This window comes from Klebsiella sp. 141198, from assembly GCF_050600785.1.
GTDB lineage: Bacteria > Pseudomonadota > Gammaproteobacteria > Enterobacterales > Enterobacteriaceae > Klebsiella > Klebsiella aerogenes.
Genome location: NZ_JAQIRM010000004.1, coordinates 614,557 through 627,856, shown reverse-complemented (window position 1 = coordinate 627,856; position 13,300 = coordinate 614,557). Strand labels below are relative to the sequence as shown.

The window sequence follows — 13,300 nt, the reverse complement described above, 5'->3', positions numbered from 1 at the left end:
ACGGCTCCTGTTTAAGTTAAGACTTGGTTTGTTCAGACTGAGCGTTCGCGTTGCCGGCGGTTTGCTGTTGGTTGTCTGAAGCTACTTCCTGCGCTTTTACCTGTACGCCTGGTTTGACTTTTTGCAGGCCAGCGACGATCACGCGATCGCCTGATTTCAGACCCTCGGTCACTAACCACTTATCGCCGATAGCCTGAGTTGCGGTGACCTGGCGAACTTCAACTTTGTCGCCTTCGCCGACCACCATTACGCTGGCATCGCCGCGCGGGGTACGGGTAACGCCCTGTTGTGGGACCAGCAGCGCATCCGGGTTAATACCTTCTTCCAGACGTGCGCGGACGAACATCCCTGGCAGCAGAGTGTGGTCCGGGTTCGGGAAGATAGCGCGCAGCGTGATAGAACCGGTGGTCTGGTCAACGGTAACATCGGAGAATTCCAGCGTACCCTCTTGCGGGTACTTCAGGCCGTCATTGGTGACCAGTTCGACTTTGGCCTTACCGTTTTCCTGCTTCAGTTTACCGTTCGCCAGTTCCTGTTTCAGACGCAGGAAATCGTTGCTCGATTGGGTAACGTCAACATAGATAGGATCCAACTGCTGAACGGTAGCCAGCGCGGTAGTTTGCCCGTTTTGCACCAGCGCGCCTTCGGTGACCGTAGATTTACCGATGCGTCCGCTGATTGGCGAAGTCACTTTGGTATAAGCCAGATTGATACGCGCAGTTTCAACAGCAGCCTTGGCGGCAACGACGGCGGCGTTGCTTTGCTGAGCATCGGCAACGGCTGAATCATATTCTTGTTGGCTGATGTATTTGGTACCAACCAGTTTCTGGTAGCGTTTAACCGTCAACTGAGCGATGTTTGCGGCGGCCTGGGCTTTCGCTAAGTCGCCTTTGGCGCTTTCATAGCTTGCCTGATAGGTTGCCGGATCGATCTGATAAAGAGACACCCCCGCCTGAATATCGCTGCCTTCAGTGAAGTTACGTTTCAGAATAATGCCACTTACCTGAGGACGGACTTCTGCGACACGATAAGCATTGGTACGACCAGGAAGTTCAGTGGTGATTTGTAGAGGTGCGGATTTGAGCGTGACAATACCGACTTCCGGCATTTGCTGGGCTCCTTGTTGAGCCGGTTTATCGTCACATCCTGTTAGCGCTAAGCTGCCTGAGAGCATCAGAACGACCGCCAGAGGCGTTAACCCTCTGTTTTTGTTCATATGTAAACCTCGAGTGTCCAATTTCAAATTTTCAGTGGCTCAAACGTCCACAAACCCACTTCAGTCTTTCTATTATGGTCATGCTATGGTACATACATTCACAAATGTATGTAAACGCAACCTCTGTAAAGTCATCAACCTATGGCACGAAAAACCAAACAACAGGCACTTGAAACCCGGCAACTGATTCTTGACGTTGCCCTGCGTTTGTTTTCGCAGCAAGGCGTATCATCTACCTCGTTGGCCGCGATTGCAAAAGCTGCCGGAGTGACCAGGGGCGCGATTTACTGGCATTTCAAAAACAAATCCGATCTGTTTAATGAAATATGGAGTCTCTCTGACGCCAGCATTAGCGATCTCGAAGTTGAGTATCGGGCAAAATTCCCTAACGATCCACTGTCAGTTGTTCGCGAAATACTGGTCTATATCCTCGAAGCGACGGTAGTAGAGGAACGTAGACGCCTGATGATGGAAATCATCTTCCATAAATGCGAATTTGTCGGAGAAATGGCCGTTGTCCAACAAGCACAGCGCAGTTTATGGCTTGAAAGCTACGATCGTATTGAGCAAACATTAAAAGAGTGTATCACTGCTCAACAATTACCTGCGAATTTACTCACTCGCCGTGCGGCAATTCTGATGCGCAGTTATCTTTCCGGATTAATGGAAAATTGGCTCTTTGCGCCCGAGACCTTTAATCTCCATGCGGAAGCCCGCGCTTATGTAGACACGCTCATTGAGATGTACCAAACCTGTCCATCGTTGCGTAGCCCGTCTGCAATTGTGGCCTGACGACCAGCAGTAAATAAAGGTAAATTTTACTTATCTCTGCCGCTATTCGTGCGCAGGGAGAAGTGCTATTCTGCGCGCTGCGACGACCCCCGGTATTCTCCGGCATTTGCAACCATTCATGTTAATACTATGCAGCATACAAATCGTTGGCCTCATGCTATTTCCACCATTGTCTTTGCACTGGTCCTTATAGTTGGCACTCTGAGCTTCAGCCAGGTTCAGGCTGCAGATTTACCTGACCGTTCTGACATTCAAAGCCAGCTCACTACGCTAAATAAGCAAAAAGAACTCACGCCGCAGGAAAAATTAGTTCAGCAGGACCTGACTCAGACTTTAGAAACGCTCGATAAGATTGAACGTATAAAGTCTGAAACCGTTCAACTGCGTCAGCAGGTTGAACAGGCGCCGGCGAAAATGCGTCAGGCGGTAGACAGTCTGAATGCGCTGAGCGACGTTCCTGATGATGAAGTCACCCGTAAAACTCTGAGCACGTTGTCGCTGCGACAGCTTGAGTCGCGCGTGTCCCAGGCGCTCGACGATCTGCAAAGCGCGCAGAACGATCTGGCGACCTACAACAGCCAATTAGTTTCGCTGCAGACTCAGCCGGAGCGCGTGCAGAACGCGATGTATTCTGCCTCTCAGCAATTACAGCAAATTCGTAACCGCCTCAACGGCACCGCGCCGGGCGAAGAGACGTTGCGCCCGACGCAGCAGGGGTTGCTGCTGGCGCAGCAGGCGTTGCTGAATGCGGAGATCGAACAGCAGCGTAAGAGCCTGGAAGGCAATACCGTTCTGCAGGATACGCTGCAGAAACAGCGCGACTATGTCACCGCCCATAGCAACCGGTTGGAACATCAGCTACAGCTCTTACAGGAAGCGGTGAACAGCAAGCGGCTGACGCTCACCGAGAAAACCGCTCAGGAAGCGGTCTCGCCTGAGGAGACTACGCGGATCCAAAATAATCCGCTAGTTAAGCAGGAGCTTGATGTCAACCACCAGCTCAGCGAAAAGCTGATTCAGGCGACCGAAAACGGCAACCAGCTGGTGCAGCGTAATATCAGAGTCAAAAACTGGCTCGACCGCGCGCTGCAGTCCGAACGCGATATCAAAGAGCAGATTTCCGTATTGAAAGGCAGCCTGCTGCTGTCACGTATCCTTTATCAGCAGCAGCAAACGTTGCCATCAGCGGATGAGCTGCAGGATATGACCAACCGCATCGCCGACCTACGCCTGGAGCAGTTTGAAGTTAACCAGCAGCGCGATGCGTTATTCCAGAGCGATGCCTTCGTGGCAAAACTGGAAGAAGGCCATAGCAGCGAAGTCACGCCGGAGGTTCACGCCGCCCTTTTGGAGGTTGTGGACATGCGCCGTGAATTGCTCGACCAGTTTAACAAACAGCTGGGGAACCAGCTGATGATGGCCATCAACCTGCAGATTAACCAGCAGCAGTTGATGAGCGTCTCCAGCAATCTGAAATCAATTCTGACCCAGCAGATTTTCTGGGTGAACAGCAATAAACCGATGGATTGGGAGTGGATTAAATCCTTCCCGGAAGCGCTGAAAGGCCAGTTCAAATCGATGAAAATCACCGTCAACTGGGAAAAAGCCTGGCCGGCGGTGTTTATCGCGTTCCTTGCCGGGCTGCCGCTGCTGCTGATTGCCGGTCTCATCCGCTGGCGCCTGCAGTGGCTGCGTGATTACCAGGCGAAGCTGGCCTCTCAGGTAGGTCAGTTACGCAACGATACCCAGCTCAACACGCCAAAAGCGATCCTGATTGATTTGATCAGAGCGCTGCCGGTGGTGCTGCTCATCCTCGCCGTCGGGCTTATCCTGCTGACCATGCAGCTGAATGTCAGCAACCTGCTGTGGGCTTACAGTAAGAAGCTGGCGATGTTCTGGCTGGTGTTCGGCCTGTGCTGGAAGGTACTGGAAAAAGACGGCGTGGCGGTGAAGCATTTCAATATGCCCGCGCAGCTAACCAGCCACTGGCGACGGCAGATCGTCCGCGTCAGCCTGGCGCTGCTGCCGCTGAATTTCTGGTCGGTTGTTTCTGAGCTCTCTCCGCTTAATTTGATGGACGATGTACTCGGGCAGTTTGTTATCTTCGTCAACCTGCTGCTGATTGCGGTGCTGGTGTGGCCGATGTGCCGCGAAAGCTGGCGTGACAAAGAGTCGCACAGCCTACGCCTGCTGACGGTGACCGTGCTGTCGATTGTACCCGTCGCGCTGATGGTCCTCACGGCGACCGGTTACTTCTATACCACGCTGCGTCTGGCTGGCCGCTGGATTGAGACCGTCTATCTGGTAATGATGTGGAACCTGCTGTACCAGACCGTGCTGCGCGGCCTGAGCGTAGCGGCGCGACGTATTGCCTGGCGCCGGGCGCTGGCGCGTCGCCAGCATCTGGTGAAAGAAGGGGCGGAAGGCGCTGAACCGCAGGAAGAGCCAACGATCGCGCTCGAACAGGTTAACCAGCAAACGCTGCGTATCACCATGCTGGTGATGGTGGCGCTGTTCGCGGTGCTGTTCTGGGCGATTTGGTCCGATCTGATAACCGTGTTCGCCTATCTCGACAGCATTACGCTCTGGCACTACAACGGCACTGAAGCCGGGGCCAGCGTGGTGAAAAGCGTGACCATGGGCAGCCTGCTGTTTGCGATTGTTGCCTCGATGGTCGCCTGGGCGCTGATCCGTAACTTACCGGGCCTGCTGGAAGTGCTGGTGCTGTCGCGTCTTAATATGCGCCAGGGCGCTTCCTATGCGATAACGACGATCCTCAACTACGCGATTATCGCCATCGGCGCGATGACGGTATTCGGCTCGTTAGGCGTGTCGTGGGATAAATTGCAGTGGCTGGCCGCGGCGCTGTCGGTTGGTTTAGGTTTTGGCTTACAGGAGATCTTCGGTAACTTCGTCTCCGGCCTGATCATTCTCTTCGAACGTCCGGTGCGGATCGGCGATACGGTCACTATCGGTACCTTCTCAGGCACCGTCAGTAAGATCCGTATCCGCGCGACGACCATCACCGATTTCGATCGCAAAGAGGTGATTATTCCGAACAAGGCCTTCGTGACGGAACGGCTGATCAACTGGTCGCTCTCCGATACCATCACCCGTGTGGTGATCCGCCTGGGCGTGGCTTATGGATCCGATCTCGATAAAGTTAAAGAAGTGCTGCTGCAGGCGGCGCATGAACATCCGAAAGTGATGCAGGAACCGGCGCCGTCGGTCTTCTTTACCACCTTCGGCGCCAGCACGCTGGATCATGAACTGCGCCTCTACGTGCGTGAACTGCGCGATCGCAGCTACGCGGTGGACGAACTTAACCGCTCGATCGATCGCCTGTGCCGTGAAAACAATATCGATATTGCCTTCAACCAGCTGGAAGTTCATCTGCGTAACGAGAAGGGAGATGAAGTGACGGAAGTGAAGCGCGATAATAAAGGGGATGATACGGCGCCAGGCGTCGCATAATCGCTAATCGGGGTGGCATATGCCGCCCCGATTCGTTTTATTCTTCTGACAAAGGCGTGTCAGGTTGGGCATTTTTCAGTTTGTTTTCATAGTCGCGCTTAATAATATCCAACGCTCCCAGCACCGTTTTTGCGCTGACCCGGTTTTCCTCCAGCAACATGATTAAATCGACGGCCAGTTTGACCTCGTCCGGTGCATTTTCCAGCGACATAATCCTCTCCTGTTAGCGCGTTAAACGCGCCAGTACGTTTTCAATTTTTTCCAGCGCATCGCGACAGCGGGCCAGGCGCCCGGCATAGGCCTCGACCTCTTTCGTTAGCCGTTGCTGTTCAGCAAGGGTTGTTGCCGACGCCAGCTGACGTTGGCGATCGTTGCGCATTGCCAGCAGGCGGCGCTCATACTCCTGGTGCTGCAGGCGGCGGCGTTGCCAGCGGTTTAGCGTCGGCGAGGCGCTGTCCCATTGGCGTAACGACCAGGTCGCCGTCTCACGGCTAATGGCGGCAATTTGCGCCACCAGACGCTCGGCGAGCCAGGCGACCTGGGGCAGATGCTGATGCTCAACGGCATGCTGGAGTTCGGCGAGATTGTGCCGCGCTTCGTCGAGATATGCCTGCATCTGCGTGTCGCGGGTACGGAACAGCTGGCGGTCGAAACGCGGGCTCAGCGTAGCGTGGCTGGACAGCGGCTCCACCTGAAGCGCCAGCTCGGCCAGCTGATTTTTCAGCGTTTGTAAAAGCCGGGTTGTTTTCAAATAACTCCTCCATTCCCTACTCAGCAACTGTGCTACAGTAGCGACATCTGCTTGATAACGATTCGCATTATGCCACGTATTATTTTAATCATCATTGGCTGGCTGGCGGTAGTGCTGGGGACGCTGGGCGTCTTCTTACCGCTGTTACCGACAACGCCATTTATCCTGCTCGCCGCGTGGTGTTTTGCCCGCTCGTCGCCGCGCTTTCACCACTGGCTTTTGTATCGCTCGTGGTTTGGCGGCTATCTTCGCCACTGGCAGCAATACCGGGCGATGCCGCCGGGGGCCAAGCCGCGAGCCATTATCATGATTTTACTGACCTTTGCCATTTCTCTGTGGCTGGTTAAGCTTATGTGGGTGCGCATCCTGTTGCTGGCAATCCTCGCCTGCCTGCTGATATTTATGTGGCGCATTCCGGTGGTTGACGCAAAGCAACAAAAGCACTGATGCGCAATAATGCCTGTTGCAATTGTTGGCGACAGCCAGTAAATTCTGGCGTTTTCGAGCGCGGGTAAGCCTGGTCAAAGGTTAAACAAATGTTTCTTTGGCCCATTTTGCACGCCCGTGGGTAACACCGTTTCAATCAGGCATACACTTATGACCGCAACTGCACAGCAGCTTGAATATCTGAAAAACAGCATCCAAAGCGTCCAGGATTATCCGAAACCGGGCATCCTTTTCCGCGATGTCACCAGCTTGCTGGAAGACCCTAAAGCCTATGCGCTTAGCATTGAACTGCTAACCGAGCGTTATAAAGACGCCGGCATCACCAAAGTGGTGGGGACCGAAGCGCGTGGTTTTCTGTTCGGCGCCCCGGTTGCGTTGGCGCTGGGCGTTGGCTTTGTTCCGGTTCGTAAGCCGCGCAAGTTGCCGCGCGAAACCATCGCCGAAAGCTATGAGCTTGAATATGGCACCGATCAGCTGGAAATCCACGTTGATGCCATCAAAAAAGGCGATAAAGTGCTGGTCGTTGATGACCTGCTGGCGACCGGCGGCACCATTGACGCCACCGTGAAGCTGATTCGTCGCCTGGGCGGCGAAGTTCACGATGCCGCTTTTATTATCAATCTTTTCGATCTGGGCGGCGAACAGCGCCTGGAAAAACTGGGCATCAATTGCTTTAGCCTGGTGCCTTTCCCGGGCCACTAAGCAAATCCCGACACATAGCCTCGCCGATCCGGCGGGGCTGTGATAGCATTACCCCCTCGTGAATTCACCTTCCAGCGTTTCAGAGCCAGCCCATGAGTTATCAGGTCTTAGCCCGTAAATGGCGCCCACAAACCTTTGCTGACGTCGTCGGCCAGGAACATGTGCTGACCGCACTGGCGAACGGCTTATCGTTAGGGCGCATCCATCACGCATATCTCTTTTCCGGTACCCGCGGAGTAGGGAAAACCTCCATCGCCCGGCTGTTGGCGAAGGGGTTAAACTGCGAAAGCGGTATTACCGCGACGCCGTGCGGCGTCTGCGATAACTGTCGCGAAATAGAACAAGGCCGCTTTGTCGATCTGATCGAGATCGATGCCGCCTCGCGCACCAAAGTGGAAGATACCCGCGATCTGCTTGACAACGTCCAGTACGCGCCGGCCCGCGGTCGCTTCAAGGTCTACCTGATCGATGAAGTGCACATGCTGTCGCGTCACAGCTTCAACGCGTTATTGAAAACGCTGGAGGAGCCGCCCGCGCACGTCAAATTCCTGCTGGCGACTACCGATCCGCAAAAACTGCCGGTGACGATTTTATCCCGCTGCCTGCAGTTCCACCTCAAGGCGCTGGATGTCGAACAGATCCGCCATCAGCTTGAACACATTCTTGGCGAAGAGCAGATCGCGTTTGAGCCGCGCGCGCTGCAGCTGCTGTCGCGCGCCGCGGATGGCAGCCTGCGCGATGCGTTAAGCCTGACCGATCAGGCCATCGCCAGCGGCGATGGCCGCTTAAGCGCGCAGTCCGTCAGCGAAATGCTCGGCACCCTCGATGACGATCAGGCGCTATCCTTGATAGAAGCGCTGGTGGCCGCCGACGGCGAGCGCGTGATGGCAGGCGTCAGCGACGCCGCCGCGCGCGGCGTTGAGTGGGAAGCGCTGCTGGTGGAAATGCAAAGCCTGCTGCACCGTATCGCGATGGTCCAGCTCTCGCCATCGGCGCTGGGGGCGGATATGGCCGCCGTCGAGCTACGAATGCGCGAGCTGGCTCGTACCGTACCGCCGGCTGATGTGCAGCTTTACTATCAGACGCTGCTGATTGGCCGCAAAGAGCTGCCTTATGCGCCGGACCGGCGTATGGGAGTTGAAATGACGCTGCTGCGCGCGCTGGCTTTCCATCCGCGTCAGCCGCTGCCGGAGCCGGAAGTGAAGCCCGTTCAGGTTCCAACCTCTGCGCCGGTACAACAAGCGGCACCGCCCGTATCGTCGCCATCAGCGCCGCCGCAGAATCTACCGCAAAGCACCAGCCAGGTGCTGGCGGCGCGTAGTCGGCTGCAGCGAACCCCGGGAGCAACCACCCCAAAAAAGAGTGAACCGGCAGCCGCATCCCGCGCGCGGCCGGTGAATAACGCTGCGCTGGAACGACTGAGTTCGATTACCGAGCGCGTACAGGCTCGTCCGGCTGCGGCCGCGCTTGAGCAGGCCCCGGCGAAAAAAGAAGCCTATCGCTGGAAATCGACGGCTCCGATTGAAGAGACCAAAGTCGAAGTCGCCACGCCAAAAGCGTTGAAAAAAGCGCTGGAGCATGAAAAAACGCCGGAGCTGGCGGCGAAACTGGCCGTGGAAGCGGTCGAGCGCGATAGCTGGGCGGCGGAAGTGAGCCAATTGGCGGTACCGAAACTGGTTGAGCAGGTCGCGCTGAACGCGTGGAAAGAGCAGGACGGCAACCGCATTTGCCTGCATCTGCGCCCGAGTCAGCGCCATCTCAACTCCGCCGGCGCGCAGCAAAAACTGGCCGAAGCGCTGGGCGTGTTGTACGGCGCGCCGGTTGAATTGACCATCGTTGAAGACGATAATTCGGCGATGCGCACGCCGCTGGAGTGGCGACAGGCAATTTATGAAGAGAAGCTCGCGCAGGCGCGCGAGGCAATTATTGCGGATAACAACGTTCAGACCCTGCGAAGATTCTTCGACGCCGATCTGGATGAAGAGAGTATCCGCCCCATTTGATCGCCAGTCTGACTGGCGTTCAGTACCCTTAACGATGACTTACTGAGAGAGAAGCCTATGTTTGGTGGAAAAGGCGGCCTGGGTAACCTGATGAAACAGGCCCAGCAGATGCAAGACAAAATGCAGAAAATGCAGGAAGAGATCGCGCAGCTGGAAGTGACCGGTGAGTCCGGCGCGGGTCTGGTAAAAGTGACCATCAACGGCGCGCATAACTGCCGTCGTGTGGAAATCGACCCAAGCCTGCTGGAAGACGACAAAGAGATGCTGGAAGATCTGGTGGCTGCCGCGTTCAACGACGCTGCGCGCCGCATTGAAGAGACCCAGAAAGAGAAAATGGCCTCCGTTTCTGCCGGCATGCAGCTGCCGCCAGGCTTCAAGATGCCGTTCTGATGCAAACCAGCCCGCTGTTAACTCAGCTTATGGAAGCGCTTCGCTGTCTGCCGGGCGTTGGCCCCAAGTCGGCGCAGCGCATGGCGTTTACGCTACTGCAGCGCGATCGCAGCGGCGGTATGCGTCTGGCGCAGGCGCTGACGCGCGCAATGTCGGAAATCGGCCACTGCGCCGATTGCCGCACCTTCACCGAGCAGGAGGTGTGCAATATTTGCAGCAATCCGCGTCGCAAGGAAAACGGTCAGATCTGCGTGGTGGAGAGTCCAGCGGACATCTACGCCATTGAGCAGACCGGGCAGTATTCCGGCCGCTACTTCGTGCTGATGGGCCACCTGTCGCCGCTTGACGGCATCGGGCCGGATGACATCGGGCTCGATCGTCTTGAACAACGTCTTGAAGCCGAGTCAATCAGCGAGCTGATCCTCGCAACCAACCCAACGGTTGAAGGCGAGGCGACGGCCAACTACATCGCTGAGCTCTGCGCGCAGTATGGCGTTGACGCCAGCCGCATCGCCCACGGCGTACCGGTTGGCGGCGAGCTGGAAATGGTCGACGGCACCACGCTGTCGCACTCACTGGCCGGGCGTCACAAGATTATTTTCTGAACAAATGGAGGCTGCGTTCGCCGCCTCCGCTTGAAAAATCTCGCACCTATCCCCATCTCCTCCCCAACACGTTATTTCCATTAATAATAAATGGCATTGTTGAGGTCGACTTACATGAAAGGACAAGAAACCCGTGGTTTCCAGTCAGAAGTGAAACAGCTTCTGCACCTGATGATCCATTCTCTTTATTCCAACAAAGAAATCTTCCTGCGCGAGCTCATCTCCAACGCCTCGGATGCGGCGGATAAGCTGCGTTTCCGCGCGCTTTCCCAGCCGGATCTGTATGAAGGCGACGGCGAGCTGCGCGTACGCGTATCGTTTGATAAAGACAACCGTACGCTGACCATCGCCGATAACGGCATCGGCATGAACCGCGACGAGGTCATTGACCATCTCGGAACCATCGCCAAATCCGGCACCAAGGCGTTCCTCGAATCAATGGGCTCCGATCAGGCGAAAGACAGCCAGTTGATTGGCCAGTTCGGCGTCGGCTTCTATTCGGCCTTCATCGTTGCCGACAAAGTCACCGTGCGCACCCGCGCCGCGGGCGACAAACCGGAAAACGGCGTGTTCTGGGAATCGGCTGGTGAAGGCGAATATACCGTCGCCGATATCACCAAAGCCGATCGTGGGACCGAAATCACGCTGCATCTGCGTGAAGGCGAAGATGACTTCCTTAACGACTGGCGCGTGCGTTCTATCATCAGCAAATACTCTGACCATATCGCGCTGCCGGTTGAGATTGAAAAACGCGAAGAAGTGGACGGCGAAACCGTTATTTCGTGGGAAAAAATCAACAAGGCGCAGGCGCTGTGGACCCGCAGCAAATCTGAAGTCAGCGACGACGAATACAAAGAGTTTTATAAGCATATTGCCCATGATTTCAGCGATCCGCTGACCTGGAGCCACAACCGCGTCGAAGGTAAGCAGGAGTACACCAGCCTGCTGTATATTCCGTCGCAGGCGCCGTGGGATATGTGGAACCGCGATCATAAGCACGGCCTGAAGCTGTACGTACAGCGCGTCTTCATCATGGACGACGCCGAGCAGTTTATGCCGAACTACCTGCGTTTCGTTCGCGGCCTGATAGACTCGAACGATCTGCCGCTGAACGTGTCGCGTGAAATCCTGCAGGATAGCAACGTTACCCGCAACCTGCGTACCGCGCTGACCAAACGCGTGCTGCAAATGCTTGAAAAGCTGGCGAAAGACGACGCCGAAAAATATCAGACCTTCTGGAAACAGTTTGGCCTGGTGCTGAAAGAAGGCCCGGCGGAAGATGCCTCCAACCAGCAAGCCATTGCTAAACTGCTGCGCTTCGCCACGACGCATACCGATTCTTCCGCGCAGACCGTGTCGCTGGAAGAGTACGTTTCGCGCATGAAAGAAGGACAGGAGAAGATCTACTACATCACCGCCGACAGCTATGCGGCGGCGAAGAGCAGCCCGCATCTCGAGCTGCTGCGTAAGAAAGGTATCGAAGTTCTGCTGCTGTCCGATCGCATTGACGAGTGGATGATGAGCTACCTGACCGAGTTCGACGGCAAGGCGTTCCAGTCGGTCGCCAAAGCCGACGAGTCGCTGGAGAAACTGGCGGACGAAGTTGACGAATCCGCCAAAGAAGCTGAAAAAGCGCTGGAGCCGTTCGTTGAGCGCGTGAAAGGTCTGCTTGGCGAGCGCGTGAAAGAGGTGCGTCTGACGCATCGTCTGACCGACACTCCGGCGATTGTCACCACCGATGCCGACGAAATGAGCACCCAGATGGCGAAGCTGTTCGCCGCTGCCGGTCAGGCGGCGCCGGAAGTGAAGTACATCTTCGAGCTGAACCCGGCGCATCCGCTGGTGAAACGCGCCGCCGATACCCAGGACGACGCGCAGTTTGGCGAGTGGGTTGAGCTGCTGCTGGATCAGGCGCTGCTGGCGGAACGCGGCACGCTGGAGGACCCTAACCAGTTCATCCGTCGTATGAACCAGCTGTTGGCATCCTAAGCTTTACCCTCACCCTAACCCTCTCCCTAAAGGGAGAGGGGACTGCTCGCCGCAGAGGGGCTTTTCTCCCTCTCCCTGCGGGAGAGGGCCGGGGTGAGGGCCTTAATCTTCCTCAACCGTAAAATATCTCACCATTAACCGTTTCAGCCGCACCGCCTTCCTTGAGCCATGGCCGTTCTGGTGGTATGGTTTAGCGTTTTTTGAAAAATTGAAACGACATTTGAGGGGATTTTCGTAATGCGTATTATTCTGCTTGGCGCTCCGGGCGCGGGTAAAGGAACTCAGGCTCAGTTCATCATGGAGAAATACGGTATTCCGCAAATCTCCACCGGCGACATGCTGCGCGCCGCGGTAAAATCCGGCTCCGAGCTCGGTAAACAAGCGAAAGACATTATGGACGCCGGCAAACTGGTTACCGATGAGCTGGTCATCGCGCTGGTGAAAGAGCGTATCGCCCAGGAAGATTGCCGTAACGGTTTCCTGCTGGACGGCTTCCCGCGCACTATCCCGCAGGCTGACGCCATGAAAGAAGCCGGCATCGCCGTTGACTACGTTCTGGAGTTCGCGGTACCGGACGAACTGATCGTCGATCGTATCGTGGGCCGCCGCGTACACGCTGCTTCCGGCCGCGTCTATCACATTAAATTCAACCCGCCGAAGGTGGAAGGTAAAGACGACGTGACCGGCGAAGAGCTGACCACCCGTAAAGACGATCAGGAAGAGACCGTACGTAAGCGTCTGGTGGAATACCATCAGATGACTGCGCCGCTGATCGGCTACTATCAGAAAGAAGCGCAGGCGGGTAACACCCAGTACGCGAAAGTCGACGGCACCAAAGCGGTGGCAGACGTGCGCGCCGATCTGGAAAAAATCCTCGGCTAATTAAGCCCTTTCTCATCCTGCTGCGGCAGGATGAGAACACCTCTCATTT

At 56.0% G+C, this 13,300-nt stretch carries 12 protein-coding genes and 1 other annotated feature; of the genes, 9 read left to right on the top strand and 3 right to left on the bottom strand.

Translation table 11 applies throughout. From position 1 onward, the window contains the following. Positions 1-16: 16 nt before the first annotated feature. Positions 17-1,216, bottom strand: a complete 1,200-nt coding sequence (acrA, locus tag PGR10_RS16880) for a multidrug efflux RND transporter periplasmic adaptor subunit AcrA (protein ID WP_087860356.1) — start codon at positions 1,214-1,216, stop codon at positions 17-19. A 141-nt stretch (positions 1,217-1,357) separates the two neighbouring features. Here acrA and acrR point away from each other — a divergent pair, with 141 nt between their 5' ends. Continuing rightward, a complete protein-coding gene (gene acrR, locus PGR10_RS16875; protein ID WP_045393528.1) occupies positions 1,358-2,008 on the top strand; it encodes a multidrug efflux transporter transcriptional repressor AcrR in 651 nt (216 codons plus the stop codon). A 129-nt stretch (positions 2,009-2,137) separates the two neighbouring features. Continuing rightward, positions 2,138-5,482, top strand: a complete 3,345-nt coding sequence (gene mscK / locus PGR10_RS16870; RefSeq protein ID WP_087860355.1) for a mechanosensitive channel MscK — start codon at positions 2,138-2,140, stop codon at positions 5,480-5,482. Positions 5,483-5,519: 37 nt separating this feature from the next. Here the strand turns inward: mscK and rsmS are convergent, their stop codons facing one another. Further along, positions 5,520-5,693 (bottom strand): pleiotropic regulatory protein RsmS, encoded by a 174-nt coding sequence (rsmS, locus tag PGR10_RS16865; protein ID WP_430923817.1) that lies wholly within the window; start codon positions 5,691-5,693, stop codon positions 5,520-5,522. A gap of 12 nt (positions 5,694-5,705) precedes the next feature. Beyond that, complete coding sequence (gene priC / locus PGR10_RS16860) at positions 5,706-6,233, bottom strand: primosomal replication protein N'' (protein ID WP_213317119.1); 528 nt, start codon at positions 6,231-6,233, stop codon at positions 5,706-5,708. 69 nt (positions 6,234-6,302) lie between these two features. Here priC and PGR10_RS16855 point away from each other — a divergent pair, with 69 nt between their 5' ends. From PGR10_RS16855 to adk, 7 genes are all read left to right on the top strand, one after another. Continuing rightward, a complete protein-coding gene (locus PGR10_RS16855; RefSeq protein ID WP_015704615.1) occupies positions 6,303-6,680 on the top strand; it encodes a DUF454 family protein in 378 nt (125 codons plus the stop codon). A gap of 150 nt (positions 6,681-6,830) precedes the next feature. Continuing rightward, positions 6,831-7,382 carry an adenine phosphoribosyltransferase gene (gene apt / locus PGR10_RS16850; RefSeq protein WP_047076200.1) on the top strand — a complete coding sequence of 184 codons (552 nt, stop codon included), beginning with the start codon at positions 6,831-6,833 and terminating at the stop codon, positions 7,380-7,382. A gap of 92 nt (positions 7,383-7,474) precedes the next feature. Beyond that, positions 7,475-9,385 carry a DNA polymerase III subunit gamma/tau gene (gene dnaX, locus PGR10_RS16845; protein ID WP_213317120.1) on the top strand — a complete coding sequence of 637 codons (1,911 nt, stop codon included), beginning with the start codon at positions 7,475-7,477 and terminating at the stop codon, positions 9,383-9,385. Then, positions 8,718-8,782 (top strand) — a sequence feature (DnaX frameshifting element). It overlaps the preceding gene by 65 nt. 57 nt (positions 9,386-9,442) lie before the next feature. After that, positions 9,443-9,775, top strand: a complete 333-nt coding sequence (locus PGR10_RS16840; protein WP_008805448.1) for a YbaB/EbfC family nucleoid-associated protein — start codon at positions 9,443-9,445, stop codon at positions 9,773-9,775. Next, positions 9,775-10,380 carry a recombination mediator RecR gene (gene recR / locus PGR10_RS16835; RefSeq protein ID WP_113373763.1) on the top strand — a complete coding sequence of 202 codons (606 nt, stop codon included), beginning with the start codon at positions 9,775-9,777 and terminating at the stop codon, positions 10,378-10,380. Before PGR10_RS16840 ends, recR begins: the two co-directional genes overlap by 1 nt. 114 nt (positions 10,381-10,494) lie before the next feature. Then, positions 10,495-12,369: a molecular chaperone HtpG gene (gene htpG, locus PGR10_RS16830; protein ID WP_045393519.1), complete on the top strand. Its 1,875-nt coding sequence runs from the start codon at positions 10,495-10,497 to the stop codon at positions 12,367-12,369. A 237-nt stretch (positions 12,370-12,606) separates the two neighbouring features. Further along, on the top strand, positions 12,607-13,251 hold the full coding sequence (gene adk / locus PGR10_RS16825; protein WP_015367904.1) for an adenylate kinase: 645 nt from the start codon (positions 12,607-12,609) through the stop codon (positions 13,249-13,251). Positions 13,252-13,300 lie beyond the last annotated feature (49 nt).

Coding starts and splice junctions, on each gene's coding strand:
- dnaX (WP_213317120.1), top strand. CDS start 7,475: ATGAGTTATCAGGTCTTAGCCCGTAAATGGCGCCCACAAACCTTTGCT.
- recR (WP_113373763.1), top strand. CDS start 9,775: ATGCAAACCAGCCCGCTGTTAACTCAGCTTATGGAAGCGCTTCGCTGT.
- acrR (WP_045393528.1), top strand. CDS start 1,358: ATGGCACGAAAAACCAAACAACAGGCACTTGAAACCCGGCAACTGATT.
- adk (WP_015367904.1), top strand. CDS start 12,607: ATGCGTATTATTCTGCTTGGCGCTCCGGGCGCGGGTAAAGGAACTCAG.
- acrA (WP_087860356.1), bottom strand. CDS start 1,216: ATGAACAAAAACAGAGGGTTAACGCCTCTGGCGGTCGTTCTGATGCTC.
- htpG (WP_045393519.1), top strand. CDS start 10,495: ATGAAAGGACAAGAAACCCGTGGTTTCCAGTCAGAAGTGAAACAGCTT.
- apt (WP_047076200.1), top strand. CDS start 6,831: ATGACCGCAACTGCACAGCAGCTTGAATATCTGAAAAACAGCATCCAA.
- rsmS (WP_430923817.1), bottom strand. CDS start 5,693: ATGTCGCTGGAAAATGCACCGGACGAGGTCAAACTGGCCGTCGATTTA.
- mscK (WP_087860355.1), top strand. CDS start 2,138: ATGCAGCATACAAATCGTTGGCCTCATGCTATTTCCACCATTGTCTTT.
- PGR10_RS16855 (WP_015704615.1), top strand. CDS start 6,303: ATGCCACGTATTATTTTAATCATCATTGGCTGGCTGGCGGTAGTGCTG.
- PGR10_RS16840 (WP_008805448.1), top strand. CDS start 9,443: ATGTTTGGTGGAAAAGGCGGCCTGGGTAACCTGATGAAACAGGCCCAG.